Origin of the sequence: Shewanella sp. SR44-4, from assembly GCF_014163715.1 — a bacterium.
In the GTDB taxonomy this organism is placed as follows: Bacteria; Pseudomonadota; Gammaproteobacteria; order Enterobacterales; family Shewanellaceae; genus Shewanella.
The window spans coordinates 130600-146942 of the sequence record NZ_JACJDU010000001.1 but is presented as its reverse complement, the minus strand read 5'-3'; the positions used below and the strand labels follow the sequence as shown (position 1 = coordinate 146942).

15 protein-coding genes are annotated in these 16343 nt (G+C 42.0%); 3 read left to right on the top strand and 12 right to left on the bottom strand.

Annotation, left to right across the window (positions count from 1 at the left end; genetic code table 11):
• The first annotated feature begins 50 nt into the window (after positions 1–50).
• From H5125_RS00665 to H5125_RS00655, 3 genes are read left to right on the top strand one after another with little or no spacing between them, the layout of a single operon-like run.
• Entirely contained in the window at positions 51–401 is a 351-nt protein-coding gene (locus tag H5125_RS00665; protein ID WP_242445083.1) for a PepSY domain-containing protein, read from the top strand.
• A complete protein-coding gene (locus H5125_RS00660) occupies positions 382–1056 on the top strand; it encodes a response regulator transcription factor (protein ID WP_101085252.1) in 675 nt (224 codons plus the stop codon). The genes H5125_RS00665 and H5125_RS00660 overlap by 20 nt, the downstream gene beginning before the upstream one ends.
• Positions 1053–2387, top strand: coding sequence for an ATP-binding protein (locus H5125_RS00655; protein WP_182743171.1), 1335 nt, complete (start codon positions 1053–1055; stop codon positions 2385–2387). The genes H5125_RS00660 and H5125_RS00655 overlap by 4 nt, the downstream gene beginning before the upstream one ends.
• A 104-nt stretch (positions 2388–2491) precedes the next feature.
• Here H5125_RS00655 and H5125_RS00650 read toward each other — a convergent pair whose 3' ends face one another.
• From H5125_RS00650 to petA, 12 genes are all read right to left on the bottom strand, one after another.
• Positions 2492–3292 (bottom strand): DUF1338 domain-containing protein, encoded by an 801-nt coding sequence (locus H5125_RS00650; RefSeq protein WP_162023868.1) that lies wholly within the window; start codon positions 3290–3292, stop codon positions 2492–2494.
• Positions 3293–3361: 69 nt separating this feature from the next.
• The gene (gene astD, locus H5125_RS00645; RefSeq protein WP_182743169.1) at positions 3362–4822 is read right to left on the bottom strand and encodes a succinylglutamate-semialdehyde dehydrogenase; all 1461 of its coding nucleotides are present in this window, start codon (positions 4820–4822) and stop codon (positions 3362–3364) included.
• 9 nt (positions 4823–4831) lie between these two features.
• Entirely contained in the window at positions 4832–5851 is a 1020-nt protein-coding gene (gene astA / locus H5125_RS00640; RefSeq protein WP_101085248.1) for an arginine N-succinyltransferase, read from the bottom strand.
• A 116-nt stretch (positions 5852–5967) separates the two neighbouring features.
• Positions 5968–7185: an aspartate aminotransferase family protein gene (locus H5125_RS00635; RefSeq protein ID WP_101085247.1), complete on the bottom strand. Its 1218-nt coding sequence runs from the start codon at positions 7183–7185 to the stop codon at positions 5968–5970.
• Between the two features lie 336 nt (positions 7186–7521).
• Entirely contained in the window at positions 7522–8664 is a 1143-nt protein-coding gene (locus tag H5125_RS00630) for an HDOD domain-containing protein (protein WP_101085246.1), read from the bottom strand.
• Between the two features lie 102 nt (positions 8665–8766).
• Complete coding sequence (locus H5125_RS00625; RefSeq protein WP_182743167.1) at positions 8767–11256, bottom strand: S9 family peptidase; 2490 nt, start codon at positions 11254–11256, stop codon at positions 8767–8769.
• 128 nt (positions 11257–11384) lie between these two features.
• On the bottom strand, positions 11385–11954 hold the full coding sequence (locus H5125_RS00620; RefSeq protein WP_101085244.1) for an aminodeoxychorismate/anthranilate synthase component II: 570 nt from the start codon (positions 11952–11954) through the stop codon (positions 11385–11387).
• A 97-nt stretch (positions 11955–12051) separates the two neighbouring features.
• A complete protein-coding gene (locus H5125_RS00615; RefSeq protein WP_182743165.1) occupies positions 12052–12522 on the bottom strand; it encodes a ClpXP protease specificity-enhancing factor in 471 nt (156 codons plus the stop codon).
• On the bottom strand, positions 12522–13151 hold the full coding sequence (sspA, locus tag H5125_RS00610) for a stringent starvation protein SspA (protein WP_011638743.1): 630 nt from the start codon (positions 13149–13151) through the stop codon (positions 12522–12524). The genes H5125_RS00615 and sspA overlap by 1 nt, the downstream gene beginning before the upstream one ends.
• A gap of 95 nt (positions 13152–13246) precedes the next feature.
• A complete protein-coding gene (locus H5125_RS00605; protein ID WP_101085242.1) occupies positions 13247–13981 on the bottom strand; it encodes a cytochrome c1 in 735 nt (244 codons plus the stop codon).
• Positions 13981–15195, bottom strand: a complete 1215-nt coding sequence (locus tag H5125_RS00600; RefSeq protein WP_101085241.1) for a cytochrome bc complex cytochrome b subunit — start codon at positions 15193–15195, stop codon at positions 13981–13983. The genes H5125_RS00605 and H5125_RS00600 overlap by 1 nt, the downstream gene beginning before the upstream one ends.
• On the bottom strand, positions 15195–15785 hold the full coding sequence (petA, locus tag H5125_RS00595; protein WP_101085240.1) for a ubiquinol-cytochrome c reductase iron-sulfur subunit: 591 nt from the start codon (positions 15783–15785) through the stop codon (positions 15195–15197). The genes H5125_RS00600 and petA overlap by 1 nt, the downstream gene beginning before the upstream one ends.
• Between the last annotated feature and the right edge of the window lie 558 nt (positions 15786–16343).

Sequence of the window (16343 nt, the reverse complement as noted above, 5' to 3'; positions counted from 1 at the left end):
TTAAAGTGGTGTTCATACTCTGAACGCCACTTTTTTATTTTGGAGCGCCCATGAATAGCTTGTTCTTTACAGCAATAAGCAGCTTAATGGCCATCACCATTAATCAACAAGATATTCCCGCAAAAGAACTCCCTCTGGATCATGACTACGTCCAAAAATTGGTATCTTCTGGTAATATACGTTCATTAGATGATTACTTAACTTGGCTATCGCAGTATTGTGATGGTCACTTAATCGACGCCCAGCTTTATCAACATCAAGATAAGTGGCGCTATGATTTACAATTTAAGCTAAAACAAGGGCATGTTGTTAATCTGCAATTAGATGCAGCTAACGGTATGCAGGACTCATTGACTCAATTACCGAGCGAATGTACTAAACATGAAACTGTTACTCGTTGAAGATAGCCCATTACTGGTTGCTGAACTTGAAAAACAACTCAAGCAAGCTGGTTATATTACGGATGTTACAGACAAAGCTATTGAAGCCGATTATTTGATGAAAGAAACAGATTATGACTGTGTCATTTTAGATATCGGCTTACCCGATGGCAATGGCTTGTCATTAGTGACTCAATGGCGTGAACGTGGCATCAGTACCCCTGTCATTATGCTAACGGCCCGCAGTCAGTGGCACGAAAAAGTTGAAGGTTTTAATGCTGGTGCTGATGATTACTTAGGCAAACCTTTTCACACTCAAGAGCTCCTCGCCCGCATTCAGGCACTTATCCATCGTGCCCATGGGCGGGTTAATTCGTCGTCGAAGCAACTATGCTATGCCGGGGTTAATTTAGACGAAAATGAGCAAAAAGTGACGGTAGGCGGACACGTATACGAACTGACGTCGATGGAATTTAGGTTATTGAAAATTTTCTTAATGTCACCAAAGAAGCTTCTTTCGAAACAGCAGCTTACAGACAAGCTTTATCAATTTGATGATGAAAAAGAAAGTAATGTCGTGGAAGTTTACGTAACACACTTACGTAAAAAACTCGGTAAAACCGCTATCGAAACCCGCCGTGGTCAGGGTTATATCTTCCATGGCATTATTGAATGATTTCAATTCGGTTTAAATTAAGCTTATGGCTCAGTGGCTTAATCATTATTGCCACGCTCATAGGTTTATTTTTATTTGAGTCGATGTTGCGAGATGCCTTTCATGACTCCATTATTAATCGTCTTGAAGAAGATTTAGAACACATCATTATCGCCACCAGACTCGATGATGGTGAGATAGTTATCGACCAAAGCCAACTATCCAGTTTTTATAAACCTGCCTATTCAGGGCGTTATTTCCAATTAAATTTGCCCGACCGTACAATTCGCTCCCGTTCACTGTGGGATGCGGAATTACAGATTGAACAGTTACAAGCGCAGCAGAAAAGAGTTTGGCAGGCTAAAGGGCCAAAAAACAATGATATGCAGCTGTTATCTATCGGCATCGGTGCGCCAAACAGCCACAACACAGCAACCTTGACTGTCGCCCAAGATCTCAGTATTGGACGGCGTGTTTTTAGCGAAGTATTTGGCACTAAACTGGCAATTAATATCGGCATGTTATTAGCGATGATTGCCGGTATTTTTATCATTTTACGCCAATCATTTAAACCGGTGAATCAAATCCAAGGGGCGCTGGCTAAATTGCGCGAAGGGGAAATTGCCTCGTTAGCCATTTCACAAATTCCAGCAGAGATCCGCCCGTTAGCCGAAACCTATAATGAGTTATTAGACTACACAGCCAAACAAATTGAACGTAGTCGCAATAACTTGGGTAATTTAAGCCATGGCTTAAAAACCCCATTAGCGGTCATGCAGCAACAAGTTGAAGCGCTCGGGCTCACCCATCCGGATGCCGCTATAGCCATGCAGCAGCAATTAGATTTAGTTCATAAAATGATTGAACGTAAATTGGCTGCAGCGAGGATAACCGGAGACATGCTACCCGCAGCACAACTGGCGGTACCAAAAGATTTTGATAGTTTAATCCAAACGTTACATAAAGTGCATCATCAGCGGAGTATTGATGGCAGCATTGTTAACCCACAACATATTAGTCGTATTCCAATACATCGCGAAGATGGTATGGAGCTGTTTGGCAACCTGCTCGATAATGCCTTTAAATGGGCGAATTCACAGGTTAATGTCAGCGTCGAAGAATTACCTTCGGGAGAGATATTAATTCAGATCGAGGACGATGGTCGAGGCGTAAAGCAGGAGCAAATTGCATTATTAACCTCTCGTGGCACACGACTAGATGAAGCCACTATTGGCCACGGATTGGGCTTATCGATTGTTAAAGAGATATGCGACCAATATGGTTTTGTATTGCAATTTAGTCGTAGTAAGGCATTACAAGGACTTAATGTCAGTATTTTGATGAGCAACTAAGCATCAGTATATTGATGAGCAACTAAGCTTTTTTGCCTAAAATAACCAATAAAAAAGACCTAATTGATCACTCAATTAGGTCTTTTTTTGTCCATGCATAAACGTTACATCATTGCATTGGTACTTTCGAAAATCTTGTCAGCTGATGCCGCAACAAAGCCAGTATAAAGCTGACCATTATCCATTGGATAACGGCGGGCAAATTCATAGAAACAACTTGGGATTTCCACATCGCCATCAGTAAAGTTAACCACCACTTTATCCGCCATGGTAGAAGATTGCTCTAACAAGACTTCTGGCGATCCTTTAATTTCACCGCCAGAGCTATTTAACACAAACCCAGCCAGCTTTAAGGCTTGGTTTACATCTTCAATACGCTCAAACTCAGGCAGATCGTTAATTGAAACCGTAAAGTGATTGGCACGATATCCCAATGCAGCAACCCAAGCAGCATATTCGCTTTCAGCAAGTAAGGCTTGGTATGTTGCTTTATCTACATCCCAATGACGACCAGAATAAATAAAATTATCTGCAGTGGTTGCCGTTTCATCAACCTGATCGATTAAACCATGGATGCTCTTTTGCAACTCAGGGCTAAATTCTTCTACTAATAGCTCAGAAATAAACACCTTCGGCTGCTTTGGATCCGGATGTTCAAAGTGCTTGGCAATCAGTTTTTTCTGCACAAACTGATAATCGCCACTGTCGACATAACCGATAGAGGTAAAGTGTTTAGCCAATACGCTTAAATTCACCTTGGCGATATTAAAGGTGCGCAAAGCGATATGGTCATTGATGATTGGCGCGCCATGGCCTAATAGCTGATGAATTTTCGCCGCTGAAGGCGTCATCTTAATGTAGTCTTGCCATAAGGCAGCAAATAAAGCATTAACGTCAGTATGCATGGTTAAATCCTTCTAAAATAAGGCTGGTGAACAAAGTCACCAGCACGGATCATGCGATGAATTTATCAGTTAAATTGATAAACCAGGGCTTAAAGTAGCGGGTAAGCTTACTGAGTCAGCTTCCATTGAAGCGACAGGGTAAGCACAGTAATCAGCCGCATAAAATGCACTTGCACGATGATTACCTGATGCGCCAACGCCACCAAACGGTGCTGCACCTGATGCGCCTGTAATCTGCTTATTCCAATTAACAATCCCAGCACGAATGCGCGCTAAAAAGTAATCATAATCTTCACGGCTATCGGCTAATAAACCGGCAGATAAACCATAACGAGTCGCATTGGCCAAATGAATCGCTTGGTCAAAATCGCTGTAACGCACTAATTGCAATAATGGACCAAAGTATTCTTCATCAGGTAACTCAGCGACTTTAGTGACATCTATTAAGCCTGGAGTGACTAAACCAGTACCAGCTTCAACTTGCACTAACTCAACTAATGAAACACCACCTAATGACTGAAGTGTTGCTTGTGCGGCAACCATGCCACGTGCAGCGGTTTCAGAAATCATCGAGCCCATAAAAGGTTGTGGTTGAACGTTCCAAGCACCCACTTTAATTTGTTTAATAGCCTTTACTAGCTCTGCGATTAACGCATCACCTTGTGCGCCCTCTTCAATATATAAACGACGGGCACAGGTGCAACGTTGGCCAGACGAAATATAAGCAGACTGAATAATGTCATGTACCGCAGCTTTGGTATCGGTAACACCTTTAACGATAAGCGGATTATTACCGCCCATTTCTAAGGCTAAAATCTTACCAGGCAGGCCAGCATATTGTTCATGTAAAATATGCCCAGTACGTGAACTACCGGTAAAGAATAAACCGTCAATTTGTGGATGTGACGCTAACGCTTTACCGGTTTCAACTTCACCCTGCACTAAGTTAACCACACCTTGTGGTAAACCGGCTTTGTCCCAACACTTCAGCATTAGCTCGGCCACTTTAGGCGTTAATTCTGATGGCTTAAATACCACGGTGTTACCGGCTAATAATGCTGGCACTATGTGACCGTTTGGCAAATGCCCTGGGAAATTATAAGGGCCAAATACCGCTACCACACCATGAGGTTTGTGACGTAATACGGCACGTCCTGCTGGTAAATCGTTGGTTTCAGTACCAGTACGTTTGTCATGAGCTTTTGCTGACAATGCGATCTTGCCAATCATAGCGCCCACTTCAGTAGCCGTTTCCCACTGTGGCTTACCCGTTTCTTGAGCGATGGTTTCTGCGATCTCGGCTTTATTAGCTTCTAACTGTGCACGATACGCTTCTACTATCGCTAAGCGAGCTTCATACCCCAGCATAAACCAATCAAACTGCGCCGCACGAGCGGCATCTACAGCTGCATTAACTTGAGTAGCCGTAGCCGTGTTACCTTGCCAAATTACGTCACCGTTGGCAGGGTTTTTTGAATTAATCTCATGACCTTCGCCAGCTAACCACTGACCTTGAATATATTGTGTCATTTCTTGCTCCTACATTGCTAAAACACGAATTTGCTCACCATCGCTCACCAGTAAACCAGCTGCGATTTCAGGGCTGAGCACAACATTATCGTGTTCATCAGAGACCAACAATTTAGCTGCTGACGCACGATAATCAGCAAGCGAGGTGTTGGAGATAATAAAATGATGATCGGCATGTGGCATCTTGCCAACTGAAACGGTCAATAAACGGCTCTTTTTCACTGAGCGGATCTCAGCTAGTGCACATTCAACCGTTGGGCCGCCATCAAAAATATCGACATAATTACGGAACTTAAAACCCTCAGCTTGTAATAAACGTAATGCTGGCTTAGTGTTTTTATGCACTTCACCAATCACTTTTTGGGCTTTTTTAGGCAACATGCAAACATAAACGGGGTTTCGCGGCATCATTTCGGCCATAAAGGCTTTTTTGCCTAAACCAGACAAGTAGTCTGCTTCAACAAAATCGATACCTAAAAAGTGATTTTGTAGCCATTCATAAAACGGTGAGTCGCCATGTTCATCACTGACACCACGCATTTCAGCAATAACCGTTTCGCCAAAGCGTTCAGGATGCTGTGCTAATAATAAAAAGCGCGAGCGTGATAACATGCGGCCGTTATTGCCTTTGCGATATCCGTCTTTTAAAAACAGAGTGCACACTTCTGCTGCGCCAGTGTAGTCGTGGCATAATGTGAGGGTTTCAACTTCATTGCGAACAGAAATTTGCTGAGAATGATAGACCTCAGTACCTAAACGGTAATGATAAAAAGCATCTTGCATGCCGACGGCGGCTTCAATACCACAGGTGCCGACAACTTCATTGGTCTTTGTATCTTCAAGTACCATTAAATAACCTTCGTCAAAAGGTTTATCAATTTGCTTGATAAAAGATGCTTCTGCCCTAGCAATCTTCGAACGCAGTAACTCTTCGTTAACTGGTAAAGATGTAAAACCGTGGCCTGACTCAACTGCGATACCATAAAGTGCATCGTAATCACTTGCACGGATAGGACGTATGATTAACATCTTAATCTCCTCATTGCGCCATAAGCGAATCGCGCTGAAATACATTTCAACGCGTATTCACCCAACAGGCGTACCCAAACACATCAGTGCAAGCTAGGCCCGCACTGATTTGTTAATTAACCAGCAACCACTTTTGCTACTGCGCGTTCAAAACGCAATAAGCCTTCTGCGATGTCAGCTTCTGGGATCACTAATGAAGGAGCAAAACGCACAACGTTTGCACCAGCCATCAAACTCATAAGGCCTTCAGCAACAGAAGCAACCAAGAAGTCACGGCTACGACCTTCATACTGTTCATTTAATACCGCACCAATTAACAAACCTTTACCGCGTACTTCACTGAATACGTTGTATTTGGCGTTAATAGCCGCTAAACCATCACGGAATAACTGTTCGCGATGTTTAACTCCGTCGAGTACTTCTTTGGTATTCACTACGTCCATTACCGCATTACCAACAGCACAAGCCAATGGATTGCCGCCATAAGTAGAACCGTGAGTACCAATTTTTAAATGAGCGGCAATTTTTGCCGTGGTTAGCATTGCAGCAATAGGGAAGCCACCGCCTAGCGCTTTGGCACTGGTTAAAATATCTGGCACGATGTCAGTACCCATGTAAGCAAATAACTCACCAGTACGGCCTACACCAGTTTGTACTTCATCAAAAATCACTAATGCGTCGTGCTTATCTGCTAAACGACGTACTGCTTTTAAGAACTCAGGATCACCATTGATAATCCCGCCTTCACCTTGAAGAGGTTCAAGCATGATGGCGCAAGTCTTGTCTGAAATTACCGCTTCAAGTGCAGCGATATCATTAAATGGCACGTGGGTAATACTTTGTGGCTTAGGACCAAAACCGTCTGAATAAGCAGCTTGTCCGCCAACCGTTACAGTAAAGAATGTACGGCCATGGAACGCTTTATCGAATGCGATGATTTGGTCTTTATCTGCACCATGGTTATCTAATGCATAACGACGAGCTAATTTTAATGCAGCTTCGTTCGCTTCAGCACCTGAGTTAGCAAAATAGACGCGCTCAGCAAATGTGGCATTAACTAACTTTGTCGCTAATTCAAGCGCGGGCTCGTTGGTCATTACGTTTGATAAATGCCATAATTTTTCGCCTTGCTCTTTTAATGCTGACACTAAAGCTGGGTGACAATGACCTAAACAATTTACTGCAATACCACCGGCAAAATCGATGAATTCATTACCTTCTTGATCCCATACTCGGCTACCCGCTCCACGAACAGGAATAACAGCGGCAGGCGCATAATTAGGCACCATAACTTCATCGAATTGGGCACGGGTTAGATTCATTTCTACACTCATTGCATTTCATCCTTCAGGTTGTAAGCGGCTTGAAAGCCGCTGTTTCCGCTGTCTGCTTTATATTCTGTAAGTGCATTAGCGGAAGTTTGTGTTATTTATGCGACATTATTAGCGAAAATGTGATCAAAATACCAGTTCAGTACAATTAACTTCTGCAGGCCTGATTGGCATTCTGCATAAAGATTGAGAAATATGACTAAACAACGCGTTTATTGGGGGGTTATGAAGCATAAATAGTCATAAAAAAGTTATTTGACTCGAATTTGTGTAGCTATTCATCAAAAGTGAATAATTACACAGATTTAACATTTACGCTTTTGATAGAAAAAGGGCTATTTACAGTAAATCAAGCTTACGAAAATTTTGCCCTTTAAGCCGAATCAGTTCTTGCGCCGAAAACTGATAATAATCAAACATAATGCGTTTCTCTTGTGGGTCGATTTGTTGTTGCTCTTCTAACAAAAGCACTTTGGCATAACAACTCGCCTTAGCCACAATGGCGGCATCGACAGACAACTCTGTAAAATGGTAATCGTGGTCGAGCTCTTTCAATACTTGTGTGATCGGTGAATCATCAAATTTAAGTAAACTCAACAGTTGCCAATTCAATCGATGGCTATGGAGTAATACTTGCCCCAATACAGCTTCAGCAGGAAAATCCGTTGCCATAATGGCATCGTAAACTTGTTTTTCTCGACTATGGCTTGCCTCTCGTAACCAAGTCCCCCAAGTGTTATCAAATATACGTCCACTTTGGCTCAGTATAATCGAGGTAGAAAATTGGTACATTAACGCGCAGCTATAAGCCAAACCAGGCTTTTCATTATGCAACTCTGCTAAGGTTTGCGCCGCAATGGCACTGACCATGCTGTAACGCCAAAGCTTGCGGGTTATCCACAATAAATTAGCATTGCCTGAAGGTAACCAGTTACGTAAACAAAAATAAGGGATCAGCAAACGTAAATTTTCAATACCAATGTAGTTAAGCACCAGCTTTATGTCGGTCACTTGAACATCGCCATGTTTAGGCCGTCGGTGACGAGATGCTGGACTATTAATTAAATTGATTAAATCACGTGATAACCAGCTAATACTTTCGATAATCGGTCGAAGTCGATTAATATTCAGGTCAGGATGTAATAATAGATCGAGCAGTAAAATTTGATTTTCACAAATTGCCGATGCTTCTAATATCATTTGAGGATGAGCTAATTGATGCTCTATCGCATTATTAACCGTATTAGTTAACAGCGCGGACACCTCTAAATACACATTTTTCTCTTTTGCTTGCTTATCAAGGCGCACTTTCAATGCTTTGCGCTCAATATCAAGCTTATTGGCACTCTCTTCTAACTCTTCGTTCAACTCATCAGGCATTGCATTGGCTTTATGCTTACCCACAATAAGTTGTTTATAGAGTCGGCGCTCAATCTCAATGACTTTTCCGGGCCGAACGCCACCTGCTATTGATATTGCCACTCACATTACCTTTTACTGTTTTCATCACTTAATCATAAAAATTAAGGCTTCACAAAGGAAGCCTTAATAGATATTTATTTGTTTTTTTGAACTCAGAGCCGATTACTTCAACTCTTGTTCAAACAGTTTATAAATACGACGATACTGATCTAACCAACTAGAAGGTTGCTTAAATCCATGCGGCTCGACAGGATAGATTGCGGTTTCAAACATCGGCTTTTCTAATTCAATAAGCCGTTGCACCATGCGCACACTGTCTTGGAAAAACACGTTGTCATCTAACACACCACTCATGATCAGTAATGGTTTTTGTAAACCTTGAGCATGCTCTATCGGAGAACTACGCTCATAAGCGATAGGATCAACGTCAGGCGTATTTAAAATATTAGAGGTATATGGCGCATTATAATGAGCCCAATCAGCTACAGGGCGCAATGCGGCCCCTGCTTGGAATAACTCAGGTTCATTAAACAGCGCCATAAAAGTAAGGAATCCGCCGTATGAACCGCCATAAGTCCCTACTCGCTGGGGGTCTACATTAACATTGCTTGCCATCCAAGCCACACCATCTTTCAAATCTTCAACTTCTGGATGGCCCATATTACGATAAACGGACGTACGCCAATCACGTCCATAGCCTTTCGAGCCTCGATAATCCATGTCCATTACCACGTAACCTTGTTGTGTGAGTAAGTTATTGAACATAAATTCACGGAAGTAACCCGAAAAGCCATAATGGGCATTTTGTAAATAACCCGCACCATGGTTAAACATCACTGCTGGATATTTTTCAGCTTGCTTAGCATCATAACCTTGCGGCAAATAAACTCGTGCATAAATTGGCTCAGCGCCATGAGTTGAAGCTAGCGCGACAACTTGTGGTACTTGCCATGGATATTGTTTAAATGCTGTACTGGTATAATCGGTTAATTGGCTTATGTCGCCGCCAATAGGTTGAATATATAACTCATCTGGATGAATCGCAGACGAAGCGGTTAATAATAGTGATTGTCCATCAGGGCTTAAACTGTAATCCAATGTACCTAACCTCTGGGTCAATTGCTCTGACTTACCACTGGCAATCTCAACACGGTAAACATTATAGCTACCTGGGTGGTCTTTATTGGCACGATAATAAAGATGTTTTGCATCGGGTGATAAAGTCACATTATCAACCACAAATTTGCCATTGGTTAATGCCGATACCTTACCTGCTGCGGTTTTAATATATAACTGTGAAAACCCTGTTTCTTCAGATAAGTAGTACATGCTATCTGTACCTGGTATCCAGCCAAATTGATTAAAATTATAATTTACCCAAGCATCATCATGTAATCTGTGTTCGGTTATCAGCTTACCTTTTTGAAGATCAACACTGGCGATCCAGCGATCTTTGTTGTCAACAGCTTCCAACATCACCAATAATTTATCGTCAGACTCATGCCACTGAATTGCGCTCTGACTCCATTCCCAATCTTGCATTAACTGCACTAAACGCGGGGCTTTTTCGCTGTTATAGGTTTTACCTTTCGCTTGAGCATTTTCAGCTTTAACGCTCGCCAGTACATCCTCATCAAAACCCGTTAAGCCTTCAATGGTAATGTCTTTTTTACTGTGGTCAACAAGGTCGAGTAACACTAAACGTTGACCAGGAAAGACATCTTCGGCAACCCGAGAGCGGGCTGGTACAGGGTCAACATAACCTTCTTGGCCTAAATAATTCGGCATAATGTCGTGTTCTGCACGCCAATCATAATTTTTATCGGTTAACGCTAATACTACGTAGCGTCCATCTGGCGACAAACTCATTTCTGATACCACTTCAGCGTCACCTAAATACCAAGGTTTAGCAGAAAAAGTGGGATCGGCTTTAGCCAATGAGTCGCGGTATTGATCACGCGTCAGGCTGTTATCATGTTCCATGGCAACATATTGAATAAGTCTATGCTGTTGCTTAGCAATAAAGCTACTTGGCTCTTGCGTCGCTTTTGGTTCGTTTTCCATTTGGATCGCGGCAATTTGTTCTACTAGGCCGCTAGACTGGTGCACACGAAAAATATTATTACCTTGCCAGAATGCAAGGTCGCCACCCTTTAAAAAACGTACGCCATTAATTGCATCGTTTTGACGGGTAAGTTGCTTTATTTCACCGTTTGATAAATCTTTTACAAATACGTTACCTTGATAAATATAGGCTTTTTGAGTCTTTGCCTGATCGAAGAAACCATTACGTTGATCGGCAAGGTGTAGCTGATTGAGTGCTAGTTTATTTGCTTCAGACTGTCCAATAGCTTGTTGATAAAAATCACGGACCGGAGATTGATGTGCTTGGCGACTGAAATATACCGACTGACTGTCATCGCTCCAATAAGCTCCTTGAGCAAATATGCCCATCCAATCTGGATTAGCCATAATTTGATTAAGTGTCAACGGTTGCTGGGCTTTTGGAGGCTGTGCAAATGGCACGGTCAATGTCGTTGCACTCGGCGTTGTCATAACCATTGTATCGTCAGGTTTAGCCGTGGCAGCACAGCCACTTATCATTGCCAAAGAAAGTGCGCTAACCGCAAAGTTTCGCATAAAGCTTGTCATGGTTATCCCTTTTATTATTTTAAGCGCTATTTATAGCACAAATAGACGCGAGAATTTAGCCAGATTAGTTGCAGAAGTTGTAACAGAATACGTGATAATGAACCCGAAGATATAAATTCGAAAATGCTTTATAAATGCAAAAAGTTATCCAAAAGTTCATGGCCTTGCTGAGTCAAAATAGATTCAGGATGAAACTGGACGCTGTAAATACGTAACGCGTCATGGCTCATCGCCATAATTTCACGGCCATAAATTGGGTCATCAAACCACGCATCCAGACTAAAGCCATGAGGTACATGGTTAATCAACAATGAATGATAACGAGTAACCTGCAGAGGTAATGCTAATTGACGAAATAATCCCTGTTGATTATGTTCAATCAAACTGGTTTTACCGTGCATAACACGCTTGGCACGCACAACATCAACGCCAAACACTTGTGCGATAGCTTGATGTCCTAAACACACACCAAGAATAGGAATTTTACCGGCAAAATGTTTAATAGCTGCAAGTGAAATACCCGCTTCATTAGGAGTGCATGGACCGGGAGAGATTATCAAATGTGTAGGTGCTAAAGCTTCAATTTGTTCAATGCTGATTTCATCGTTACGTTTAACCAGTATCTCTTGCCCAAGAGCTTGGAAGTACTGAACTAAGTTAAACGTAAAAGAATCATAATTATCAATCATCAACAACATTATGGGTTCCAGTTGCGCTATAAATGTTTGTAGCACATCAATTTTAGCTTAAAAAAAACCAGCCTTGCGACTGGTTTTATGTAATGTTAACTAACCGCTACTTCACCACAGTTAAATGGTTTTTACGCTTAGTTTTATCATCAGGCTTTGTCGATTTAGACGATGGTGGCAATGTCGAAGTGTCATCAACAGATTTCATTGATGGCGGTACAGATGATAACTCATCAAGTTCACCTTCGATCATATATGCATCTTCCATATCAAAAACCGTACCAGCACCGTTTTCACGAGCGTAAATGGCCACGATCGATGCCATAGGCAAAAACACATTCTGTGGTACACCACCAAAACGTGCATTAAACTCTACTGCATCATTAGACATGTGAAGATTAGCCACCGCTCCGGTTGCAATATTCAAGACGATTTGACCGTCTTTGACAAATTGCTGCGGAACCTGCGTACCGTTAACAAATGCATCCACGACTACGTGTGGCGTCAAATGGTTATCCATCAACCACTCATAGTAAGCACGCAACAAATATGGACGATTAGCTGTTATTGGTTTCATTACATGCCCATGCGCATTTCGCGCTCAGCCTCAGTTAGCGATGCCTTAAATGATTCACGTTCAAAAATACGTGTCATGTAAGCACTGATATCTTTCGATGTACGCGGATCTAAGTGAATGCCTAATACTGGTAGACGCCACAATAATGGGCCTAAGTAGCAATCAGATAGACCAAACTCTTCGCTCATGAAGTATGGCATTTCAGCAAATACTGGCGCTAAAGCAATTAAGCTTTCCATTAACTCTTTACGCGCTGCATCAGCCTTTTCACCTTTACGGATACGCTCTACAAGCGCATACCAATCGGTGTCTATTCTGTGCATCATTAAACGGCTTTGGCCGCGAGATACTGGGTATACAGGCATTAATGGAGGATGTGGAAAACGCTCATCCAAATATTCCATAATAATGCGTGATTCGTACAACACGAGTTCACGATCAACTAAAGTCGGTACAGAGTTGTATGGATTTACTTCAAGTAAGTCTTCAGGCATCTCACTTGGGTCTACCTGTAAAACATCAACGGTAACCCCTTTTTCAGCCAATACGATACGTACTTGGTGACTATATAAATCATCGGCACCAGAAAAAAGTGTCATGATAGAGCGCTTGTTGGCAGCAACAGCCATTGATACCCTCCAGAATCTAGAAAAAACAAAACAAACGAGGGGCTAAGCCCCCCGTTTACAAAATGCGGATAATGTATATTAACCGTTATTGATGGCTAGTGCACATCTTTCCAGTATTCTTTCTTCAACAAATACGCAATTATGAAGAAAATAAACAAGAATCCAAGTACCCACCAACCTAAAGCTTCACGCTCTAGCTGAACTGGTTCGGCAGAATAAACTAAGAAACCCGTGATATCACGAACGACTTGGTCGTATTCTTCTGCCGTCAATTTGCCACCCGTGGTAACAATATTACCATCTTTATCTTTTACAAGAGATACATTACCAGCTTCATCTTTCGTAACAGTAGCAAGACCTTGTAAGTCTTGTAATACGTGTGGCATACCCACTGCTGGGAACACTATATTGTTCACACCAAATGGACGAGTCTCATCTGCGTAGAAACCTTTTAGGTATGAAAATACCCAATCAGCACCACGAACACGAGCAACCAACGTTAAATCAGGAGGCGCAGCACCAAACCATTTAGCGGCATCTGGAGTAGGAATAGCGTTTTCCATTAAATCACCGATTTTTGCACCGGTGAACATGTACTTGTTACGCATATCATCGTTAGAGATGCCTAAATCAGTTGCAACACGCTCGTAACGTTGGTATTGAGTGCTGTGACAACCAGAGCAGTAATGTTGGAATGAATCCAAACCACGCTCTAATGACGCTTTATCATGCAAATCAACGTTAGCACTTTCTAAGTGAACACTATGTCCACTGGCGGCCATTGCGAGAGATGGCAGCAATGTAACTAATGCAATTAATAACTTTTTCATTAGTGTGTCACCCTCGTTGGGACTTCTTTTGTTTTCTCATTCTTACTGTAAACCCATAAGGCTACGAAGAAAGCAAAGTAAGTGAAAGTGAATACACGTGCCGCAATAGTTAACTCAGGAGTTGCAGGAACAACACCTAAATATCCTAAAATAATGAACGACACTGTAAATTGTGCAATGTTGATCTTGTGGATCATGCTGCGATAGCGAATAGACTTCACTTTACAACGGTCAAGCCAAGGCAGTAGGAATAACACTGCAATAGACAGACCCATACCAATAACGCCTACCAATTTATCAGGGATAGCACGTAAAATGGCATAGAAAGGTGTGAAGTACCAAACTGGCGCAATGTGTTCCGGTGTTTTCATTGGATTAGCCGCTTCAAAGTTTGGCTTTTCTAGGAAATATCCACCGCCTTCAGGCATGAAGAACAACACATAACAGAACACGATTAAGAACCCAGCGACACCCATAATATCTTTTACAGTGTAGTAAGGGTGGAATGGAATACCATCAATAGGCCATCCGTTCTCATCTTTGTTCTTTTTAATCTCAACACCATCAGGGTTATTTGAGCCCACTTCATGCAAGGCGATTAGGTGTAAGAACACCAACACAACCAATACAAGTGGTAGCGCAATAACGTGCAGGGCGAAGAAACGGTTTAGTGTTGCACCTGAAATAACGTAATCACCACGGATCCACAATGTTAGGTCATCACCAATAATAGGGATGGCACCAAACAAAGAGATAATTACCTGCGCACCCCAGTAAGACATTTGTCCCCAAGGTAGTAAGTAACCCATAAATGCTTCTGCCATTAACACAAGGAAAATCAACATACCAAACAGCCATAATAGCTCTCTTGGTTTTTGATAAGACCCGTATATTAATCCACGGAACATGTGCATGTAGATGACAAAGAAAAATGCCGATGCACCTGTAGAGTGCATGTAACGTAGCAACCAACCGTAATCAACATCACGCATGATGTATTCAACAGAAGCAAATGCGCCTTCTGCTGTCGGTACGTAATTCATGGTCAGCCAAATACCTGTCAGCAATTGGTTAACCAAAACTAATAGCGCTAATGAACCAAAGAAATACCAAAAGTTAAAGTTCTTTGGTGTCGCATACTGTCCCACATGACGGTTATATGTAGCCGTCATTGGGATGCGAGCATCAATCCAATCAATAATATTCTTAACCATTACGCCGCTCCTGTATCTACACCGATGATAACGTTAGCATCATCAACATATTTGTGCGGTGGGATCACTAAGTTTAGTGGTGCTGGAACACCCTGGAATACACGACCGGCCATGTCAAATTTAGAACCATGACAAGGACAGAAGAAACCAGAAGTTACACCTTCAACCTGCTCACCGAATGAATCAGGCAGATAAGTTGGTGAACAACCTAAGTGAGTACAGATACCGACTGCAATAAAAAATTCAGGCTTAATAGAACGCGCAGGGTTAGTTGCATATTCTGGTTGCTGCATTTCTTCTGAAGCAGGATCGCGTAATTGACTGTCTAATGTTTTAAGATTATTTAGCACAGCTTCTGTACGACGAACGACCCAAACCGGTTTTCCGCGCCATTCGACACGAATTAACTGACCTGGTTCTACTTTACTAATATTTACTTCGACCGGCGCACCTGCAGCTTTCGCTTTGGCGCTCGGATTCCATGACTTGATGAAAGGAACCGCTACAGCGACGGCACCAGCACCACCTACTACGGCGGTTGCAGCTGTCAGGAATCTGCGACGTCCGGTATCGACTGGCGCATTGCTCATCCACTTATCTCCCAGAGGGTGTTGGAATTTTTATATTTCAATACTTTAGCGACCCAAAATGGTGAAACGCTAAAATCATAGTTTGAGGCGGTGCTCATTATAGCGAAAAATTAGAACCAGATCATAGTGAAAACACACATCTAAGATGAGGATATTAACATTTTTTTCAAAATCGCTTATAAATCAGCCATTTTATAACAATTAGTTGCCACTTAATTAGCAACAAAAAGCTTGAGAAATGCATTTAAAACAATAAATTATTAATGATAAATAATAAAAGACATCAGAAATATCTACTGTTGTGATTGATGACCGCTTTTGGGAAAACTGAATTCATAGTAAAAACATTAGGGCCGGTTGATCTTTCAAGGTTATTTTTACAGCGAACTTTTGGTCATTACTTAAACAAGAGCTACAAGGCAGAGGCTTTGTGGCGTAGTTATTTTACATGAAAAGCTGATAACGCAGTAGAAATGACTCACAAACACTGCCCAAGGGTTCGGCTAAAAACGTTTTACTCTTTGTTGAGTGTATCTTCTCGACGTGATAGTTGCTTAG

Excerpts from the sequence above, each read along its gene's own strand:
- H5125_RS00665 (WP_242445083.1), top strand. The coding sequence starts at position 51 with ATGAATAGCTTGTTCTTTACAGCAATAAGCAGCTTAATGGCCATCACC.
- H5125_RS00660 (WP_101085252.1), top strand. The coding sequence starts at position 382 with ATGAAACTGTTACTCGTTGAAGATAGCCCATTACTGGTTGCTGAACTT.
- H5125_RS00655 (WP_182743171.1), top strand. The coding sequence starts at position 1,053 with ATGATTTCAATTCGGTTTAAATTAAGCTTATGGCTCAGTGGCTTAATC.
- H5125_RS00650 (WP_162023868.1), bottom strand. The coding sequence starts at position 3,292 with ATGCATACTGACGTTAATGCTTTATTTGCTGCCTTATGGCAAGACTAC.
- astD (WP_182743169.1), bottom strand. The coding sequence starts at position 4,822 with ATGACACAATATATTCAAGGTCAGTGGTTAGCTGGCGAAGGTCATGAG.
- astA (WP_101085248.1), bottom strand. The coding sequence starts at position 5,851 with ATGTTAATCATACGTCCTATCCGTGCAAGTGATTACGATGCACTTTAT.
- H5125_RS00635 (WP_101085247.1), bottom strand. The coding sequence starts at position 7,185 with ATGAGTGTAGAAATGAATCTAACCCGTGCCCAATTCGATGAAGTTATG.
- H5125_RS00625 (WP_182743167.1), bottom strand. The coding sequence starts at position 11,256 with ATGACAAGCTTTATGCGAAACTTTGCGGTTAGCGCACTTTCTTTGGCA.
- H5125_RS00620 (WP_101085244.1), bottom strand. The coding sequence starts at position 11,954 with ATGTTGTTGATGATTGATAATTATGATTCTTTTACGTTTAACTTAGTT.
- H5125_RS00615 (WP_182743165.1), bottom strand. The coding sequence starts at position 12,522 with ATGAAACCAATAACAGCTAATCGTCCATATTTGTTGCGTGCTTACTAT.
- sspA (WP_011638743.1), bottom strand. The coding sequence starts at position 13,151 with ATGGCTGTTGCTGCCAACAAGCGCTCTATCATGACACTTTTTTCTGGT.
- H5125_RS00605 (WP_101085242.1), bottom strand. The coding sequence starts at position 13,981 with ATGAAAAAGTTATTAATTGCATTAGTTACATTGCTGCCATCTCTCGCA.
- H5125_RS00600 (WP_101085241.1), bottom strand. The coding sequence starts at position 15,195 with ATGGTTAAGAATATTATTGATTGGATTGATGCTCGCATCCCAATGACG.
- petA (WP_101085240.1), bottom strand. The coding sequence starts at position 15,785 with ATGAGCAATGCGCCAGTCGATACCGGACGTCGCAGATTCCTGACAGCT.